At 67.7% G+C, this 18,617-nt stretch carries 15 protein-coding genes; 2 read left to right on the top strand and 13 right to left on the bottom strand.

The genetic code is table 11. The features are described from left to right. Positions 1-71 precede the first annotated feature (71 nt). From A5744_RS00895 to A5744_RS24765, 3 genes are read right to left on the bottom strand one after another with little or no spacing between them, the layout of a single operon-like run. The gene (locus A5744_RS00895) at positions 72-563 is read right to left on the bottom strand and encodes a hypothetical protein (protein WP_076057738.1); all 492 of its coding nucleotides are present in this window, start codon (positions 561-563) and stop codon (positions 72-74) included. A 47-nt stretch (positions 564-610) separates the two neighbouring features. After that, positions 611-1,486: a polyphosphate kinase 2 gene (gene ppk2, locus A5744_RS00890; RefSeq protein WP_076057716.1), complete on the bottom strand. Its 876-nt coding sequence runs from the start codon at positions 1,484-1,486 to the stop codon at positions 611-613. A 39-nt stretch (positions 1,487-1,525) separates the two neighbouring features. After that, positions 1,526-2,932, bottom strand: coding sequence for a wax ester/triacylglycerol synthase family O-acyltransferase (locus tag A5744_RS24765; protein WP_076057737.1), 1,407 nt, complete (start codon positions 2,930-2,932; stop codon positions 1,526-1,528). Positions 2,933-3,176: 244 nt separating this feature from the next. On the opposite strand from A5744_RS24765, the gene A5744_RS00880 reads away from it, so the two are divergent. Next, positions 3,177-3,701 carry an Rv3235 family protein gene (locus tag A5744_RS00880; protein WP_076057715.1) on the top strand — a complete coding sequence of 175 codons (525 nt, stop codon included), beginning with the start codon at positions 3,177-3,179 and terminating at the stop codon, positions 3,699-3,701. Between the two features lie 12 nt (positions 3,702-3,713). Here the strand turns inward: A5744_RS00880 and A5744_RS00875 are convergent, their stop codons facing one another. From A5744_RS00875 to mddA, 3 genes are read right to left on the bottom strand one after another with little or no spacing between them, the layout of a single operon-like run. After that, positions 3,714-4,865 carry a cation:proton antiporter gene (locus tag A5744_RS00875; RefSeq protein WP_076057714.1) on the bottom strand — a complete coding sequence of 384 codons (1,152 nt, stop codon included), beginning with the start codon at positions 4,863-4,865 and terminating at the stop codon, positions 3,714-3,716. A 4-nt stretch (positions 4,866-4,869) separates the two neighbouring features. Beyond that, a complete protein-coding gene (locus A5744_RS00870; RefSeq protein WP_076057713.1) occupies positions 4,870-5,352 on the bottom strand; it encodes a cation:proton antiporter regulatory subunit in 483 nt (160 codons plus the stop codon). Between the two features lie 59 nt (positions 5,353-5,411). Further along, positions 5,412-6,179: a methanethiol S-methyltransferase gene (gene mddA / locus A5744_RS00865; RefSeq protein ID WP_205866275.1), complete on the bottom strand. Its 768-nt coding sequence runs from the start codon at positions 6,177-6,179 to the stop codon at positions 5,412-5,414. Positions 6,180-6,422: 243 nt separating this feature from the next. On the opposite strand from mddA, the gene A5744_RS00860 reads away from it, so the two are divergent. Next, the gene (locus tag A5744_RS00860) at positions 6,423-8,165 is read left to right on the top strand and encodes an ATP-binding cassette domain-containing protein (protein ID WP_083679161.1); all 1,743 of its coding nucleotides are present in this window, start codon (positions 6,423-6,425) and stop codon (positions 8,163-8,165) included. Positions 8,166-8,189: 24 nt separating this feature from the next. On the opposite strand, the gene A5744_RS00855 is transcribed toward A5744_RS00860, so the two are convergent. The 7 genes from A5744_RS00855 to mtrA form a co-directional block, all read right to left on the bottom strand. After that, complete coding sequence (locus A5744_RS00855; RefSeq protein ID WP_076057711.1) at positions 8,190-9,740, bottom strand: HD domain-containing phosphohydrolase; 1,551 nt, start codon at positions 9,738-9,740, stop codon at positions 8,190-8,192. 47 nt (positions 9,741-9,787) lie between these two features. Next, positions 9,788-12,634 (bottom strand): preprotein translocase subunit SecA, encoded by a 2,847-nt coding sequence (gene secA / locus A5744_RS00850; protein ID WP_076057710.1) that lies wholly within the window; start codon positions 12,632-12,634, stop codon positions 9,788-9,790. A gap of 94 nt (positions 12,635-12,728) precedes the next feature. Next, entirely contained in the window at positions 12,729-13,457 is a 729-nt protein-coding gene (gene raiA, locus A5744_RS00845) for a ribosome-associated translation inhibitor RaiA (RefSeq protein WP_076057709.1), read from the bottom strand. 334 nt (positions 13,458-13,791) lie between these two features. After that, the gene (locus A5744_RS00840) at positions 13,792-14,430 is read right to left on the bottom strand and encodes a ComF family protein (protein WP_076057708.1); all 639 of its coding nucleotides are present in this window, start codon (positions 14,428-14,430) and stop codon (positions 13,792-13,794) included. Positions 14,431-14,467: 37 nt separating this feature from the next. Continuing rightward, positions 14,468-16,225: an MtrAB system accessory lipoprotein LpqB gene (lpqB, locus tag A5744_RS00835; protein ID WP_139331183.1), complete on the bottom strand. Its 1,758-nt coding sequence runs from the start codon at positions 16,223-16,225 to the stop codon at positions 14,468-14,470. Then, complete coding sequence (mtrB, locus tag A5744_RS00830) at positions 16,225-17,838, bottom strand: MtrAB system histidine kinase MtrB (protein ID WP_139329746.1); 1,614 nt, start codon at positions 17,836-17,838, stop codon at positions 16,225-16,227. Before mtrB ends, lpqB begins: the two co-directional genes overlap by 1 nt. Positions 17,839-17,888: 50 nt before the next feature. After that, complete coding sequence (mtrA, locus tag A5744_RS00825; protein ID WP_007168097.1) at positions 17,889-18,575, bottom strand: two-component system response regulator MtrA; 687 nt, start codon at positions 18,573-18,575, stop codon at positions 17,889-17,891. Positions 18,576-18,617 lie beyond the last annotated feature (42 nt).

Below are 18,617 nucleotides of genomic sequence, written 5' to 3'. Positions count from 1 at the left end.
CAAGCTACGGTACCGTAACCTACGGTACCGTATCCAGGCTCGCGACCCCGGAATGCGTCACACAGTTCCCCTCAGAGCAGGTCGAGCAAGAAGGGCAACTCCTGATTGGCGTACCAGGCCAGATCGTGGTCCTGAGCATCGCCGACGATCAGGTCGGCGTCCTCGTCGCCCAGGTCGGCGGCATCGATGGCCTCGATGGCCCTGGTGACGTCGTCCTCGGCGGCGGCGTTGTCGACATACGCGGCGATCACCTGGTCGAGTGCGACGGGCGCGCCCAGTCTGACGACGGCGTCGTCCAGATCGGGACGGAACGTGGCCCCGGATTCGCCCAAGCCCACCTCGGCGGACAGCACCGCGCGCCGCGGCCGCGGGGCCGGGTCGGCCCCTCCGGCGTCCTGGGCCGCCAGCAGGCGCAGCGACGCAAGCGCGGCCTCGCGCAGCGCCACGTCGGCGAGTTCCTCGTCGTCACCTTCGGCGTAGGCCTCGCGCAATGTGGGGGTCACCGCGAACGCGGTGCCGTTGACCGGCCACAACGAGCCGTCGGCGACGAGCTGCTGCAACATCGGCAGGGTGGCCGGGATGTAGACCTGGATCGCGGCATCGCCCACGGCTAGCCCTCGATCAGCGTGGCCGCATAGTCGTCGACGTACCTCGACAGCTCACGTGGCGGGCGTTCGTAGTTGCCGCTGAGCACCGGGCGTTCCGGCAGCTCGACTTTGGGCGTCTCCACGTCGGTGTACTCGATCGTGGACAACAGGTGGTGCATCATGTTGAGCCGTGCGTGCTTCTTGACGTCGGATTCCACGACATACCACGGGCTCACCGGAGTATCGGTGTGCACCATCATCTCGTCCTTGGCGCGCGAATAATCCTCCCAGCGGTACACCGATTCCAAGTCCATCGGACTCAGCTTCCATTGGCGCACAGGGTCATTGCGCCGAGCCTTGAACCGGCGCAGCTGCTCGTCTTCGGACACCGAGAACCAATACTTGCGCAGCAGAATCCCGTCGTCGATCAGCATCTGCTCGAAGATCGGCGTCTGCCGCAAAAACAGGGCATACTCGCCCGGCGTGCAAAATCCCATCACCTTCTCGACGCCGGCGCGGTTGTACCACGATCGATCGAAGAGCACGATCTCGCCCTTGGCGGGCAGATGGGCGATATAGCGCTGGTAGTACCACTGGCCGCGTTCGCGATCGGAGGGCGCCGGCAGCGCCGCGATCTGGGCGACGCGCGGGCTGAGGTATTCGGTGATTCGCTTGATGGCGCCGCCCTTTCCCGCGGCGTCCCGCCCTTCGAAGATGACCACGACGCGCGCGCCGGAATGCCGCACCCACTCCTGCAATTTCACGAATTCCGTTTGCAGACGGAATAATTCGGCCTCATAGACGGCATCGGAGATCCGGGGTTCGGACGAACCCGCTTTCTTCTTCTTCGCCTTCGCCGCCGCCTTCGCCTTGGCGCCGTCATTCGTTGCGGTGCTCACATCAACGAATGCTATATCCACACAGCGATTTTGACGCCACTACCGAGAAGCTTCCAGAAGCTCTTCCAGTGATTGATTCAGCAGCCCGGGCAGCAGGTCGACATCGCTCATCGCATCGCGGTCGGCATTGATTCCGAAATAGAGCATCCCGTTGTAGGACGTCACACTGATGGCCAGCGCCTGGTTGTGCAGCAGCGGCGGCACGGAATAGGTCTCCAGCAACTTGGTGCCGGCGATATACATCTGCGACTGAGCCCCAGGCGCATTGGTGATCAACAGGTTGTACTGGCGCGCGGAAAGACCGGCGGCGACGCGGATGCCCATGGCGTGCAGCGTCGGTGGCGCAAACCCCGACAGCGTGACGATGGTCCTGGCGTCGACGAGACTGGCGGCCGTCGGGTTTGATTCGGTGGCGTGCGCGATCTGCGACAGCCGCACCACGGCGTTGCGTTCTCCCACCGGCAGGTCGACCAGGAACGGAGTGACCTGGCTGATCGTCTGGCCTGGGCCGGTGGAGTCGTGTTGACCGTCGGAGTACACCGACAGCGGCGCCATCGCCCGGATCGTCGCGGTCGGCGACACCGCCTCACCACGCGACATCAACCAGTTCCCCAGTGCGCCGGCGATCACCGCCAGCACCACATCGTTGACGTCGCAGTCGTACCGCGCCCGGATGGTCCGGTAATCCTCGAGATTGCCCTGGGCGACCGTGAACCGCCGGTTGCGCGAGACCCGCGCGTTGAGCGGGCTGCTGGGCGCGGTGCCGCGCGCGACCGTGCGCGCGAAATCGATTACGCGGCGGCCGGCGTCGAGCAATTCGCCGTAGTTGGTTGCCAGTCCGGCCACCGCGGATCCGACCGCGCGCAGCTGGGCTCCCGGCCCCATGACCCAGTCGCTCACCGCGCCGAGCACGAGCCGGGTGTTGCCGGGATCGCGTTCAGGTATCCAAATGTCTTCGGGGAACGGCGGCGGACGGCGCGTCCGGTCGGCGATGACGTGGCCGATCTCCAGCGCGGTCATGCCGTTGATCAGCGCCTGGTGGGACTTGGTGTACAGCGCCACACGGTTTTTGTTCAGGCCTTCGACGAGGTACATCTCCCAGAGCGGCCGCGACTTGTCCAGCGGGCGGGCGGCCAGCCGCGCGATCAGCTGGTGCAGCTGCTCGTCGCTGCCCGGCGACGGCAGCGCCGACTGCCTGACGTGGTAAGTGATGTCGAAGTCGCGGTCGTCGATCCAGACCGGCCGGGCCGTGCCGATCACTTCGCGAACCTTCTGCCGATAGCGCGGTATCTGGGCGAGCCGCTGCTCGACGGTGGCCAGCAACGCCTCGTAGCTCAATCCGGCGCGGGGACGGCGAAGGATGGACAGCGATCCGACGTACATCGGGGTAGCGGAATTTTCCAGCCGGTAAAAGGACGTGTCCGACGGGGACAACCGGGTCACCACTGCGGCCATGTGCTCCTTGTCAATTCGCCCTCAATTCCTTCGTGCGCCTCGCTGGTGTGCCATGTCCCCGACCACCGTAATCGCCCGAGCCGGGCGCGGCAGTGCACGGGTATGTGGGAGACCGAATTGCGCGATGGCGACTAGCGCCTTAAAAACAGGCCTAGCAACAACCGTCTGCCACTCTCCAGCAGGCTCCCCCGCGTCCGCATCGGACGACCCGTTCGTGTGAGTTGGAGAGTGCCCGTTGACCACCAGTCCCTTCGCCGTCACGCCCGTCGTCGAATACGAGCCCGAACGACTCGGGCCGCGAAATGTGACCCTGTGCCGCCCGTCGCCGGTCGATGACTCCCGGCAGGCGACGCCGCGCCGGGCCGGGCGCGCACCGGGCCGGGCCCACGGCGGGCGGCCCCGCGGCCAACCCGAGGCGGCGCAGGTGCTCTCCCCGTCGATGCGTCAGGCGGCGATCTTCGCCGACGCCGCGCTGCGCCGAGTGCTGGAAGTCATCGACCGGCGCCGGCCGCCGGCCCAGCTGCGGCCCCTGCTGGCACCGAGCCTGGTCGACTCGGTGGAATCGGTCCGCCGCGCCCCGGCCGCCCAAAAGGGTGCGGCGGTACTGCGCCGGATGCGGCTTCAACCGGTCGGACACCCCGCGACCGCGGCCGAGGTCTTCGGCTGCTACAGCCGCGGTGACCGCATGCACGCCATCGCCTGCCGCGTCGAACAGATCGCGGGTGCGCGATGGCTGCTCGTCGCCCTGCACATCGGTTGACTCCTGCGGGCGCTACTGCGCTGCACGCTCCGGCGCCGGGCCGCCGGCGAAGCGAGCCAACACCGGACCCGCGATCGCCATGACGAAGACATACGACGTCGCCAACGCGGCCACGCCGGGCACCGATGTGCCGACCAACCCGATGATGACAAGGGAGAATTCGCCGCGGGCGATGAGCGCCGTGCCGGCCCGCAACTGCCCACGGCGCGCCACACCGTCGCGGCGGGCCGCGAAGACCCCGGTGGCCACCTTCGTCGCGGCGGTGACGGCGGCCAGGGCAACGGCCACCGGAAGCATCGGAAGCAACTCGTGCGGGTCCACCGACAGACCGATCGCCAGGAAGAAGATCGCGGCGAACAAATCGCGCAGGGGACCCAGCACCTGGCGCGCCCGGTCCGCGGTCTCCCCGGTCAGCGTGAGGCCCACCAGGAACGCGCCCACGGCCGCCGAGGCGTGCAGCGACTCGGCCAGGGCGGCGACCATCAGCGTGACCCCCAGCACCCGCAGCAGCAGTTGCTCGGAATCGGCGTGTGCCACCAGCCGGCCGACGTGATGTCCCCAGTGATACGACGCGACGAAGGCCAAAATCAGGGCGACGACCGCCGCGATCATGCCGGCGAGCGCCTCGAGCCAGGTGCCCCCGGACGCCAATACCGCGAACAGCGGCAGGTAGGCGGCCATCGCGAAATCCTCGAGCACCAATACCGACAGCACGGCCGGCGTCTCGCGGTTGCCGAGCCGGCGCAGGTCTTCCAGCACCCGGGCGATGACACCCGACGAGGAGATGTAGGTGACTCCGGCCAACGCCAGGATCGCGACGCCGTCCAGGCCCAGCAGCCAGCCGGCGACCGCGCCGGGCGCGGCGTTGAGCACCACGTCGACGGCGGCCGACGGCAAATGGTGGCGCAGGCTGCTGGCGAATTCGGTCGCCGAGAATTCCAGGCCCAGCGTCAGCAACAGCAGGACGATGCCGATGGGCGCGGCGGTCGTGATGAACCCACCCGCGGCGGCCACGGGCCAGATGCCGCCCTTACCCAGGGAGAGACCCGCCACCAAATAAAGCGGTATGGGGGACAACGCGAACCGGCGCGCGACGGTGCCCAGCACCGCGAGCGCGGTCAGGAGGGCGCCCAGCTGAAATAGCAGCGCCCCCGAAACCTGCACTGGCTCAGCCCTTGTCGACGATCTGTTCGACCCCGGCGATGCCTTCCTCGGTGCCGATCACGATCAGGACGTCGCCCGCCCGCAGCGTCTCCGCCGGGCCCGGCGAGGCGAGCACGTCGTCGTCGCGCACGATCGCCACGATCGACGCGCCGGTCCGGGTGCGGGCACGGGTCTCCCCCAGTGGCCGGTCCACGAACGTACCGCCCGGCCGGATGTGGACTTGGCCCGCTTCGAGTCCCGGCACTTCGCGGGTCAGTTCGGTGAAGCGCTCGGCGATGCGCGGTGCGCCGAGAATCTGCGCCACGGCCTCGGCCTCTTCGTCGGTGAGCCGGAACACCGGGCGGGCCTGGTCCGGATCGTCGGGGCCGTACACGACGACGTCGAAGTCACCGCCGCGCCGCGCGACGATGCCGATCCGGTCCCCGGTATGGCTCACGAATTCGTATCGGAGACCGACGCCCGGCAGCAAGACCTCCTTGACATCCATAGGAGTCAATCCTCGGCGAAACACCGCCCCAAGAGAAGCGGTACCGGCCAAACTCAGGTTTAACCCTGGGGCGCCGCCTCGGTGGGGTGCGGAGTCGTGTGCGGGCGAGGCCACGGCAGCACCATCGGCACCCGACGACGGTAGTCACGGTATTCGTCGCCCAGCGCGCCGATCAGGTCGTGCTCCTCCAGCTGCGTGGCGATCAGGATGTACCCCGTCATCGCGATCGAGAAGAGCAGGTGCCCGGCCGTCATCGTGGGCGTCGCCCAGAAGGCGATGAAGAAGCCCAGCATGAGCGGGTGACGCACCAACTTGTACAGCCATCGAGCGTGAAAACCTATGTGCGTGTAGGGTTTTCCCTGCCAAGCCAGATACACCTGGCGCAGGCCGAACAGGTCGAAGTGGCTGACCATGAAGGTCGCGGCCAGCGCGATCGCCCATCCGAGCCAGAACAACGCCCACAGCGCCGTGCGCCCGACCGGCTGCCACACGTCCCAGATGACGGTCGGCATCGTGCGCCATTGCCAGTACAGCAGCACCAGCACGGCGCTGGACAGCACCACGTAGGTGCTGCGCTCAATCGTCGACGGCACGACTCGTGTCCACCATGCCTTGAACCCCGGCCGCGCCATGACGCTGTGCTGGACGCCGAACGCGGCGACCAGCAGCAGGTTGATCAGGACCGCCTGGCCGATGGGCGCGGAGATCCCGTGGTCCACGGTTCGCGGGACCCAGAAGTTGCCCACGAAAGCAACGAGGTACAGGAATGCCCCAAGAAATAGCAGGTAAGCCACGGCGCCGTAGCCGACTATCAACAATCGCTTCATTCGCTGATTGTGCGCCTCGACGGTGGTTTTGAACATGGGGCGGATGCCTCATTTTCCGCCGGGGTAGGCACGATTTCGGCCGGATCTCTAGCCGCGCGCCGGGTCCACCGGCGCGTGCTGCAGCGCATACATCTGGCGTCGCTGACGTTGCGATTTGAGGCAAATGCCTCATGCGACCGCGGAAGCGGTGGGCTGATGATCGGCCATGACAAAGCTACTTCGGAAAGGCACGGAGGTCGGATCATGGCCGGTTTGGCATGTGAGGCGGCGACTATCGAGCGCCTCGGTACTGAGCGATCAGATCACGCAGCCAAGGCACCGGGCGGCGGCCGGGTCGACGCAATCGAGGTCAGCCGGCGCATCGGTAGGCGGCAGATTCTCCACCGCCTGTCGCTCTCGGTGGGACCTGGCGAAATGGTCGCCATCGCCGGCGGCAGCGGGGCCGGAAAAACCACTTTGCTAGAGATCCTCGCGGGCCTGCAGCAACCCTCCACGGGGGAACTTCGGCACGACGGCATCGCTCGCCGTGCCCGCGTCAGCGACGACTCCCGAGTCGGCTACGTGCCCCAGGACGACATCATCCACCTCGAGATGCCCCTGCGGCGCACGCTGCGCTACGCGGCGCTGCTACGGCTGCCCGCGGGCACATGTGCGGCCCGCGCGAACGAGATCGTGGAGGAAACCCTGCAGGACCTCGACTTGGCTGACCGCGCCGAGGTGCCGGTGCGTGCGCTGTCCGGCGGTCAACGCAAGCGGGCCAGCATCGCCGTGGAGCTCCTGACCCGGCCGCGTCTTTTCTTCCTCGACGAACCCACCTCCGGGCTCGATCCCGCAACCGCGGCCGACGTGATGCGCCTGCTGCGCCGGCTCAGCCAACGCGGGGTCACCATCGTTCTCACAACACATGAGCCCGCCGGTATCGACCGGTGTGATCGGGTGGTCTTCCTGGCTCGCGACGGCCACTTGGCCTTCACCGGCAGCCCGGCCGCGGCGCGGCGCTACTTCGGCGTGGAAAACCTCGCGGAGGTGTACGAGCGCCTAGCCGGCGAGCACACGCCGCAGATCTGGGCCGAGCGATTCGCCGAAAGCCGACTGAGGTCGAAAACCCCGCCTAGCTTCGCTCGACAACCGGTCCCCGCCACCCGGTCCGACGTCGTCAAGCGCACGGGCATGGCGCGGCAATGGTGGCTGCTCACCCGCCGCAATTTCGATGTGCTCTGTCGCAACCGGCTGACCCTTGCGATCCTGCTCGGCTCACCGGTGCTTGTGACGGCGATGATGGCCACGCTGTTCAAGCGCGGCGCGTTCGACCCGGGAAACGCGGCCGACGTCGGGCCGGCCCAGATCGTGTTCTGGATTGCGTTCGATGGCTTCTTCTTCGGGCTGACGTACGGCCTGCTCCAAATCGTCGGAGAGATGGCCGTGTTTCGGCGCGAGCGCCTTGCCGGGCTCAGCGTGGGCGCCTATGTGGCATCGAAGGTGACTGCGCTGCTTCCGGTTCTGGCGGGCGTGAGCGCGGTGTTGCTGGTTGTGCTGCGCGCGCTCGGTCGGCTCCCCGCGGTCGGATGGGACGTGTACGCCTCGCTATTCGCGACCATCATGATCGAGGCGACCTCGGCACTGGCGCTGGGCCTGCTCGCCTCGGCCGCAGTCTCCAACGCGGCGCAGGCGGCGCTCGCCCTGCCGATGCTGTGTTTTCCCCAGGTTCTGTTCGGGGGTGCCATCGTTCCCGTCGACCAGATGGCCGCCCCGGGACGCCTTATGAGCCTCGTCCTATCCAACCGCCACGCCTTCGACGCATTGGGGCGCGCCCTGAACCTCGACCGCTATACCGCCACGCTGCCGGCCATGTCCGCCTACCGCGACACCTTCCACGGAGGCACCGCCGCCAGTCTGATCGCGCTCGCCTCGTTCGCTGTAGCCCTCACGCTGGCAACCGCATGGGTGCTCGACCGGCGATCCCGGCCCGGCGAATCCCGGCGGTGACGGCGCTCCCCGGGAAACCGTGTCCTAGTGGGGCGCGCTGCTGGTAAGGCCGTGCCGTGTCGCGTACAAGCTAGCCCCGATCCGGTTCGAGACCCCGATCTTGGCATAGATGTGCTCAACGTGATTGCGTACAGTCTTCTCGGAAATCCAAAGGGCCGAGGCGATCTCCCGGTTGGATCGCCCCTGTGCGACATGGAGCAATACCTCGGCCTCGCGCCGGGTCAATCCCGATAGCCTGGGGGCTCTGCGCGAGGGCCGGTGGCCCGCCGCCTCCAAAACGGCTTCAACCGCTTCGCCGTCCAGCCGGCCGCGGGCCGCTTCACTTCGCAGTTGCCTGGCCGCGTCGGCCTCGTCCAGTGCATCGCGATACGGTCGCGGCTCCATTGAGGCGCAATAGCTTTCGGCGGCAGCAAGTACCCGATCGCGGACAGAGAGATCATCACCCCGGAGACCATTCGGATAACCAGACCCGTCCAGTCGTTCGTGGTGGTTCACCGCGACCTCCCGGACAGCCTTCAGCCCGCCGACCCGGGCCAAGATTCTGCCAGTCAGATACGGATGCAAATGCACACGCTCGCGTTCGGCATGGGTTAGCTCACCCGGCTTTTCCCACACCCGGTTGGACACACCGATCCGGCCCAGATCGTGAACGTAGCCTGCGCGGCGCAGAACGTCGATGTGGTCCTGCGGCAGCCCGGCACATTTCGCGGCATTCTCTGCCAGCTCGGCGACTGCACGCGAATGACCAAGTGTGAAGGGGCATTTCAGGTCCGCGAAGTCACCCATCGCGCGCAAGAGCCGGTCTAGCACGACCTCACTCAGCGCCTCCCCCGGGTCCGGCGCCAAGTCGGCAGCGGTCGACCACACATCTTCGTTCTCGCGCAGCAGTTCGTCGGCGGCCGCAGTGAACACCGCGACGATGTCCGGATCGAACTGTTTGCCGCTGCGGCGGCGAACCTCGGCCATCGCGGCCTTCGCGCCGTAAGCGCGATGGTGCACTTCGGCGATGTCGGCAACCTGCGCCACCCGCATCGCCACGGGTATCTGGCGCCCGGCGGCGCGAGCGGGAAGACCGCTGCCGTCCCACCGTTCGTACGCGTAGGGCAGGGCTTCGCAGACGTCCGTGCCCAAGCCGATCTCCTCGGCGAGCAATGCGGCCGACAGGCAATGGGACCGCACCAACGCGCCGAGATTCCCGCGCGCATCGACGAAAAGTTTTGCCGCCAATTGGGCTCGTTTGGGCAGCGTCGACCCACGACCCAGATTGCTCATCAGAAATCGCCGGTACGTGGGACCGGACCAGTCGATGAAGTGGCTGTCGTGTCGCACCGCGATGTCGTCGCCGAACCACCGCGTGTATTCGTGCGAGTCGGCATGACAGCCGATCCACATGACTAGACCCGTGTAGAAAACAGTCCCGCGCTCACGCTCGCTGAGCCCAAGCCGCTCGCCGAGCCTGGTGCCCAGCGCCGCCGACCGCAGCATGTGATCCATCGGTTGCCCCAGCCCAAGGTCGATCGCCAGCGATAGCGCCGCCAGAACCTCCGTCCGCGACACAGCTCCGCCGAAGGGCATGAAACTTGCCCCTTTCTCGACCGGTCACCGTTGCGGCGTCGCCGCGTCTAGCGCCTCTTCACGGACTTCGGCGGCTTGGCGCCCCGACCCTGTTGCCGCGCGGCCGCGCGCCGCTCGCGCCGGCTGGCGCCGGCGGGCACTCCGGCCGGCGTCTTGTCGGCGGCCCCACCGCCGTTGCGCTGCACCTGCGCCGAACCGTCCTCCGACGGGCCGGAATACGTCAGGGCCGGCGCTTCGTCGTCAATGCCCTTGGCGCGCAACGCGGTCGGAGCCTGCTCGCGCACCGCGGCGGGCGCACCACCCGAGCCGTCCCGCTGACCGGCCGCGGCGGCCGTCGCGAATTCCGCGAGCCCGTCGGGAGCATCCACCGGCGCGACTTGCGGGGCGGGCGCGGCCTCGACGGTGACGTTGAACAGGAAGCCGACCGACTCCTCCTTCATGCCGTCGAGCATGGCCATGAACATGTCGTAGCCCTCGCGCTGGTACTCCACCAGCGGGTCGCGCTGCGCCATCGCGCGCAGGCCGATGCCTTCCTTGAGGTAATCCATCTCGTAGAGGTGCTCGCGCCACTTGCGGTCGATGACGTTGAGCAACACGTTGCGCTCCAGCTGGCGCATCGCGCCCTCGCCGGCAATTTCCTCGAGTTCGGCTTCCCTTGCGGCATAAGCGCGTTCGGCGTCTTTGAGCAGCGCCTCGAGCAGCTCCTCGCGGGTCAGGTCGTCGCGGTCGGAGTCCTCGTCGCGGTGGGTCAGCGCCTCGTGGCTGATTCCGACCGGGTACAGCGTCTTCAGCGCCGTCCACAATGCGTCGAGGTCCCAATCCTCGGCATATCCCTCGGCGGTCGCACCGTCGACGTAGGCGGTGATGACGTCGGTCAGCATGTCGGTGGCCTGCTGCTGCAGATCCTCGCCCTCGAGGATGCGACGGCGCTCGGCGTAGACGACCTTGCGCTGCTGGTTCATCACCTCGTCGTACTTGAGGACGTTCTTTCTGACCTCGAAGTTCTGCTGCTCGACCTGAGTCTGGGCGCTCTTGATCGCGCGGGTGACCATCTTCGCTTCGATCGGCACGTCGTCGGGCAGGTTCAGCCGGGTCAGCAGCGACTCCAGCGCCGCCCCGTTGAAGCGGCGCATCAGCTCGTCGCCGAGCGAGAGGTAGAAGCGCGACTCGCCGGGGTCACCCTGGCGGCCGGAGCGGCCGCGCAGCTGGTTGTCGATGCGGCGCGACTCGTGGCGCTCGGTGCCCAGCACGTACAGGCCGCCGGCCTCGATCACCTCTGTGGCCTCTTTGGCGGCCTCCTCCTTGACGACGGCCAGCTCCTCGTGCCAGGCCGCTTCGTACTCGTCGGGCGTCTCCACCGGATCCAGGCCCTGGGCGCGCAGCCGCTGGTCGGTCAGGAAGTCGACGTTGCCGCCCAGCACGATGTCGGTACCACGCCCGGCCATGTTGGTAGCCACGGTGATGCCGCCGCGGCGGCCGGCCACCGCGATGATGCCCGCCTCCTGCTCGTGATACTTGGCGTTGAGCACGTTGTGCGGAATGCGCCGCTTCTTGAACTGACGCGACAGGTACTCCGAGCGTTCCACGCTGGTGGTACCGATCAGGACGGGCTGGCCCTTGTCGTAGCGCTCGGCGACGTCGTCGACCACCGCGATGTACTTGGCTTCCTCGGTCTTGTAGATGAGGTCGGAGCAGTCGGTGCGGATCATCGGCTTGTTGGTCGGGATGGACACCACGCCGAGCTTGTAGATCTCGTGCAGCTCGGCCGCCTCGGTCTGGGCGGTACCGGTCATGCCGGCGAGCTTGTCGTAGAGCCGGAAGTAGTTCTGCAGCGTGATGGTGGCCAGCGTCTGGTTCTCGGCCTTGATCTCCACGTGCTCCTTGGCCTCGATGGCCTGGTGCATGCCCTCGTTGTAGCGGCGCCCGATCAGCACGCGGCCAGTGAACTCGTCGACGATGAGCACCTCGCCGTCGCGGACGATGTAGTCCTTGTCGCGGTTGAACAGCTCCTTGGCCTTCAGCGCGTTGTTGAGGTAGCTGACCAGCGGCGAGTTGGCGGCCTCGTAGAGGTTGTCGATGCCGAGCTGGTCCTCGACGAACTCGACGCCCTTCTCGTGCACGCCGACGGTGCGCTTGCGCAGGTCCACCTCGTAGTGGACGTCCTTCTGCATCAGCGGCGCCAGCCGGGCGAACTCGGTGTACCAGTTCGAGGCGCCGTCGGCGGGCCCGGAGATGATCAGCGGGGTCCGGGCCTCGTCGATCAGGATGGAGTCGACCTCGTCCACGATGGCGTAGCTGTGCCCGCGCTGCACCAGGTCGTCGAGCGAGTGGGCCATGTTGTCGCGCAGGTAGTCGAAGCCGAACTCGTTGTTGGTGCCGTAGGTGATGTCGGCGTTGTAGGCGACCCGGCGTTCGTCCGGGCTCATGTTGGCCAGGATCACCCCGACCTGCAGGCCCAGGAAGCGGTGCACGCGGCCCATCCACTCGCTGTCGCGTTTGGCCAGGTAGTCGTTGACCGTGACGATGTGCACGCCGTTGCCGGCCAGCGCGTTGAGGTAGGCGGGCAACACGCAGGTCAGGGTCTTGCCCTCACCGGTCTTCATCTCGGCGACGTTGCCCAGGTGCAGGGCGGCCGCGCCCATCACCTGCACGTCGAACGGCCGCTGGTCGAGCACCCGCCAGGCGGCCTCGCGGGCCACCGCGAACGCCTCGGGCAGCAGGTCGTCGAGGCTTTCCCCGTCGTCCAGGCGCTTGCGGAACTCGTCGGTCTTGGCCCTCAGCTCGGCGTCGGTGAGCTTTTCGACGTCGTCAGACAAGGTGCTGACATAGTCGGCCACCCTTTTGAGGCGCTTGACCATGCGACCTTCACCAAGGCGCAGCAATTTCGACAGCACGGTGTTGTCCCCTTTGGGATGTTCCCCTGTTGGTAGGAGTCTTCTATAAGGCGACTCCCATGGTAGGTGACAACCCCGTGATGTCCGCCGACCCTCAGGAGAGCCTGATCAGCCCGTAATCGTAGGCGTGTCGCCGGTAGACGACGGATGGCCGTTCGGTCTCCTTGTCGTAGAACAAAAAGAAGTTGTGGCCGACGAGTTCCATCTCGTAGAGCGCATCGTCGACCGACATCGGCTTGGCTTGATGCTCTTTCGTGCGCACGACACGGCCCGGCTCGTGGCCATGGGGCTCGGCGTGGTCGTTGTGCTCGTGTTGGTGCGGCGGCGCCGGCTGGCTGTTGTTGAACGCCTTGCCGTTGAGCTTGTTGTTGAGGGCCTTCTCCGGCGGCGGGGCCACCGCGGTGGCCTCGGCCAGGGAAACGGGCGTCTTTTCGCCGTAGTGCACCTTGCGGCGATCCTTGCCGCGGCGCAGCCGGCTCTCCAGCCTGACAACCGCGGCCTCGAGCGCGGCATAGAAGCTGTCGGCGCAGGCCTCGCCGCGGACTACCGGCCCGCGGCCCCGCGCGGTGACCTCCACGCGCTGACAGGATTTACGTTGGCGACGGTTGCGTTCGTGCTTGAGCTCGACGTCGAACAGATAGACGGTCTTGTCGAACCGTTCCAAGCGGGCGAGTTTCTGCGAGACATAGACGCGGAAGTGATCGGGAATCTCGACGTTGCGGCCCTTGAATACGACCTCGGCGGACGTTGTCGGTTCCTGCGCGTCGGTTTCTGCCGGCGGTTGGTCCAGAATCTGACCGGAATCCACGGTGAGCCTTGACATACGTGACAACTCGTTTCTCTTTTCACGTCGCACGCGCCCTGCGTGTCGGCTTTCTTGAAGACGCAACGACGGGGTGGGAACGGCTTGAGAGAGATCGCCGCCGCAGGCAGCCCGCCGGTGCAAGGTGTCGAATACTCACCCCCTCCGCAAGTGGCGTATCAACCTGAGAATCGCGACCGGTGAGTCAGACCAGTAGGTCCTCGTAAGTTCCTGAAGGTTGTCCTCGACGTTAGCTCGTGTTCGCCTTGCGATGCCACCATTTCGCTCACCTGTTGCGAGTTCTTCACAACCTCTTGGCTGCCGCACAGGGAGAGACACAGGGAGGGGCGCGGCGTCAGGCGGCCGCGATCGCCAGCACCGCGGCCACCCGGACCCCGGCGGACCGCAGGACGCGCACCGATTCGCGTGCCGTCGCGCCGGTGGTGACGATGTCGTCGACGATCAGGACTTCGGTGCGCTGTAGTCCGGGCCGCCCGCGCAGCAGGACGCGGCCCGCGATGTTGCGCTCGCGGGCGGCGGGACGCAGGCCCACCGAGTCGCGGGCCAGCGCCGCCATCCGCAGGGCCGGCACGACGAGGACGTCCGGGTGCGCGGCGACCGCTGCGGCGGCCAGCCGGGCGACCGGGTCACCGCCACGCCGGCGCGCCGCGGAACGCCGGGTCGGTGCGGGCACGATCGTCAACGGCGTCTCGAGCATTCCCCACGTCAGCAGCCGGTGCAGCCCGATGGCCATCACCCGGGCCAGCGGCGCGACGAGGTCGCCGCGCCCGTGCTCCTTCAGCGCGAGGATCGCCTGGCGCCGGGCGCCGGCGTAGCGGCCGAGCGCGAACACCGGCGCCCGCGGGTCGATGCGCGGGTTGATGAGGTGCGGTTCGTCGGGTTTGACGGCCAGCTCGATGGCGCACGCGTCACACCAGCGGGTCGCAGGCGCGCCGCAGCCGCCGCATTCCAGCGGCAGGAGGAGGTCGAGCACCCCGCCAGTGTGGCGGGCGGGGGTGACAAGCGACCGCTTATCCCGGCAGCACCGGTGCCGCTCCGGGTGCCGCCAACCCGGCTACCTCCGACCAGCTCTGCTCGCCTTCGGCGGAGGACGCCGAATATTGCAACACCCCTTGCGGGGCCGCGACGTACACCGTCGACGGATTGGCCGCGATCGCGGTCAGCGGGATCTGCAAACCACGCGAGGGCGCGTCGGAGTTCACGCCGTCGATGTTCACGTAGGACACCGGATGCGTCGCGTCCGTGCGGGTCACCACGATGTCATCGCCGGTTCGCCAGGACAGCGACACCACCGACGTGCCGAGCCCGAAACCCAGCCGCCGCGGGTATGTCAGGGCGAACTGCCCGGCCTGGGTCTGCTCGACGCTGGCGATGATCACCTGGCCCGCGATCACCATCGCGGCGCGCGTGCCGTCGCGGGACAGCTGCAGCTCGGTGATCGGCCCCGGGAAGCGGCTGGCGACCGCCGCCGAATCCACCGGGATGCGGGCGGGCTGCCCCGACGCCGGCTCCTGGAACGACCGCAGCACGTTGTTGGTGTCGACCACCACCCAGACCGCGTCGTCCAGCCCCCAGCTGGGCCGCGAAATGCTGTGTCCGTCGGCGGATTGCACCGCCTCACCGCCCAGCTCGCCGATCCACAGCGACTCCGCCACGTCGGGGGCGCCGCGCCGCAGGGTCACCACCGATGCCACCTCGCGTCCGCTGCGCGACAGCGCGGCGGACGACTGGTCGCCCATGCGACCGAAGGCCCCGGGCACCGTCGTGGTGTGCTGGCCGTCCAACCCGACCAGGGAACCGTTGACCAGCGCGTGCAAACCCGCTCCCGCGCCGTCGGCCACGCCGGGATCGGTGGCCGCGACGTCGGAGGTGGTCCACCCCTCGGCGAACCTGTCGTCCAGCGGCGCGCCGTCGGCGTTGATCACATACGGCCCCCTGATATCCGCGCGCGCCAGGGTCCAAATGATCTGTGCGGCAAGCAATTGCCGGCTGTGCGGATCGGTCGTCGATAGCTTTTCCAGATCGATGCGCGCTCCGCCGTAGCCGCGGCCGATCCCGTTCTTGCCGCCGTCGGCGCGGGTCACCGGACCGCGCAGCCGCAGCGGCGGCGCGAGCAGGTTGCGGACCGTATGGGCCATCTCCGGCCGCGGGCCCGCCAGCAGCTTGGATACGAGTTCGGTGGCCAGCTGATCGTGATCGGATACCGCGACGTAGCGCGGATCGGGCACCACGGTCTTGCCCGTCGGATCGGCGAAGTACAGCGTGTTGCGTTTGTAGGTCGCCTGAAATTGCTGCCAGTCCAAGAAGACTCCGTTGGGCAGGCGATCGATCCGCCAGCCGCCCGACGTCTTGACCAACTCGATCGGGCCCGGATCCGGCAGCGTCCCTTCCGCGGTTTCGAACACCCCCATGTCGGACAGCGAGCCCAAGATGTCGGCCCGCATGTTTGCCGAAACCCGTTCAGCCCCACGGGTTTCCACGAACACCACATGGTCGATCAGCAGCGAGCTACCCGCGTCGTCCCACGCGTTGGATGCCGACTGCGTGAGGAACTGCCGCGCGGCCAGATGCCGGTTGGCGGGATCGGCTGTGGCCTTGAGGAATTCGCGCAGCAGCACGTCGGGGTCCATGCCCGGGGTCGGCTTGGGCAGGTTCGACGGCGCGGGCCGCTCGACGGTGCCGATAGCCTGCGGGGCCGACGAGCTGGGCACCCCGGCGCAGCCGGCGAGCAATACCGCCAGCAACAGCAGACCCAGGAACCGGCGCATCACCCGCTCCTCTCGGCATGCTCGCGTGTGCGCTGGCGCTCCTTGCGTTCGGCAGCCGGCGGTTGCGGAATGGGTTTCATGGGCAGCGGGCTGGTGGTGACCTTGTGGCCGCGAACCAGGGGCAGCGTCAGCCGGAAGCAGGCGCCCTGACCGGGCTCGCCCCACGCCTCGAGCCGGCCCTGGTGCAGGCGCGCGTCCTCGATGCTGATCGCCAGGCCCAGCCCGGTGCCGCCGGAGCGCCGCACCCGCGACGGGTCGGAGCGCCAGAACCTGCTGAACACCAGCTTCTCCTCGCCGGGCCGCAACCCCACCCCGTGGTCGCGGACCGTGACGGCGACGGTGTCCTCGTCGGCGCCCATCCGGATGTGGACGGGCTTGTGCTCGGCGTGGTCGATGGCGTTGGCGATCAGGTTGCGCAGGATCCGCTCCACCCGGCGCGCGTCGACCTCGGCGATCACCTCCTCGTCGGGCATCTCGACGAGGAGCTCGATGCCGGCCTCTTCGGCCAGGTGCCCCACGTTGCCCAGGGCGCTTCGCACCGTGGTGCGCAGGTCGACCGCCTCGACGGACAGCTCGGCCACGCCCGCGTCGTGGCGGGAGATCTCCAGCAGGTCGTTGAGCAGCGTCTCGAAGCGGTCCAGCTCGTTGACCATCAATTCGGTGGACCGCGCCAGCGTCGGGTCGAGGTCGGCGCTGTGGTCGTAGATCAGGTCGGCGGCCATCCGCACGGTGGTCAGCGGGGTGCGCAGCTCGTGACTGACGTCGGAGGTGAAACGCCGCTGCAGGTTGCCGAACTCCTCGAGCTGGGTGATCTGCCGCGACAGGCTCTCCGCCATGTCGTTGAACGACACCGCCAGCCGGGCCATGTCGTCCTCGCCGCGCACCGGCATCCTTTCGGACAGATGGCCTTCGGCGAATCGTTCGGCGATCCGCGACGCCGACCGCACCGGCACCACCACCTGACGGGATACCAGCAGTGCAATCCCGGCGAGCAACACCAGCAGCACGGCTCCGCCGGTGATCATCGTGCCGCGCACCAGCTGGATGGTGGCCTGCTCGTTCTTCAGCGGGAAGATCAGGTACAGCTCCAGGTTGGCAACCTGTGCCGACGCCGGCGTGCCGATGATCAGCGCCGGCCCGGAGAAGCCGTCGGTGTGCACCGTGGCGTATTGATAGGCGGCCTGCCCGGCCTTGACGAAGCCCCGCAGCGAGTTGGGTACCTGGTCGACGGGTCCCGCCGAGCTGGCGGCGCGCGGACCGTCACCGGGAACGAGCAGCGCCGCGTCGAACGCACCCGCGAGGCCGGCGCCCGACGCCGGGTCGGTCTTCGACGTCAACGTGTTGCGGGCCAGCTGAAGGCTGCTATCCAGCGAGCGCGTTTCCTCGCCGTTGACGATCCCGCCGACGGTGCTGCGCGCCCGCTCGATCTGCTCGAGGGCGGCCTTGACTTTGACGTCGAGCACCCGGTTGGTGACCTGACTGGTCAGCACGAAGCCGAGCGCCAGGATCACCGCCAACGACAGTCCAAGGGTGAGCGCCACGACTCGCAGCTGCAGCGAACGGCGCCAGGCAATGCCTACGGCTCGGCTCAACGCACCTAAGCCGCGTGCCATGGGGCCAGTGCGCCCCCAACGACTCCGAGTGCGTCGCGGCGAGCGCCGGATCACGGAGGTCCGGCCTTGTATCCCACTCCTCGAACGGTCAACACCACAGTCGGGTTCTCAGGGTCTTTTTCGACCTTGGCCCGTAGACGCTGGACATGCACGTTTACCAAGCGGGTATCCGCTGGGTGCCGGTATCCCCATACCTGTTCGAGCAGCACATCACGAGTAAACACCTGGCGTGGTTTGCGTGCCAGCGCGACCAGTAGGTCGAACTCCAGCGGGGTCAGGGAGATCTGCTCGCCGTTGCGAGTGACCTTGTGTGCGGGCACGTCGATCTCGACGTCGGCGATGGACAGCATCTCGGCGGGCTCGTCGTCGTTGCGCCGCAGCCGCGCGCGGACCCTGGCGACCAGCTCCTTGGGCTTGAACGGCTTCATGATGTAGTCGTCGGCGCCCGACTCCAGGCCCAGCACCACGTCGACGGTGTCGGTCTTGGCCGTCAGCATGACGATCGGCACGCCGGAGTCGGCGCGCAAGACCCGGCACACGTCGATGCCGTTCATGCCGGGCAACATCAGGTCCAGCAGCACCAAATCCGGGCGCAGCTCGCGCACCGCGGTCAGGGCCTGGGTGCCGTCACCGATGACCGCGGTGTCGAAGCCCTCCCCACGCAGCACGATGGTCAGCATCTCCGCCAGCGAAGCGTCGTCATCGACGACCAAGATCCTTTGCCTCATGGAGTCCATGGTGTCACCGAATCGGGACAAAACTCGGGCGCCACACGGGCG

Source organism: Mycobacterium sp. IS-1264 (genome assembly GCF_001954195.1).
In the GTDB taxonomy this organism is placed as follows: Bacteria; Actinomycetota; Actinomycetes; order Mycobacteriales; family Mycobacteriaceae; genus Mycobacterium.
This window is presented reverse-complemented; position numbering and strand designations above follow the sequence as displayed.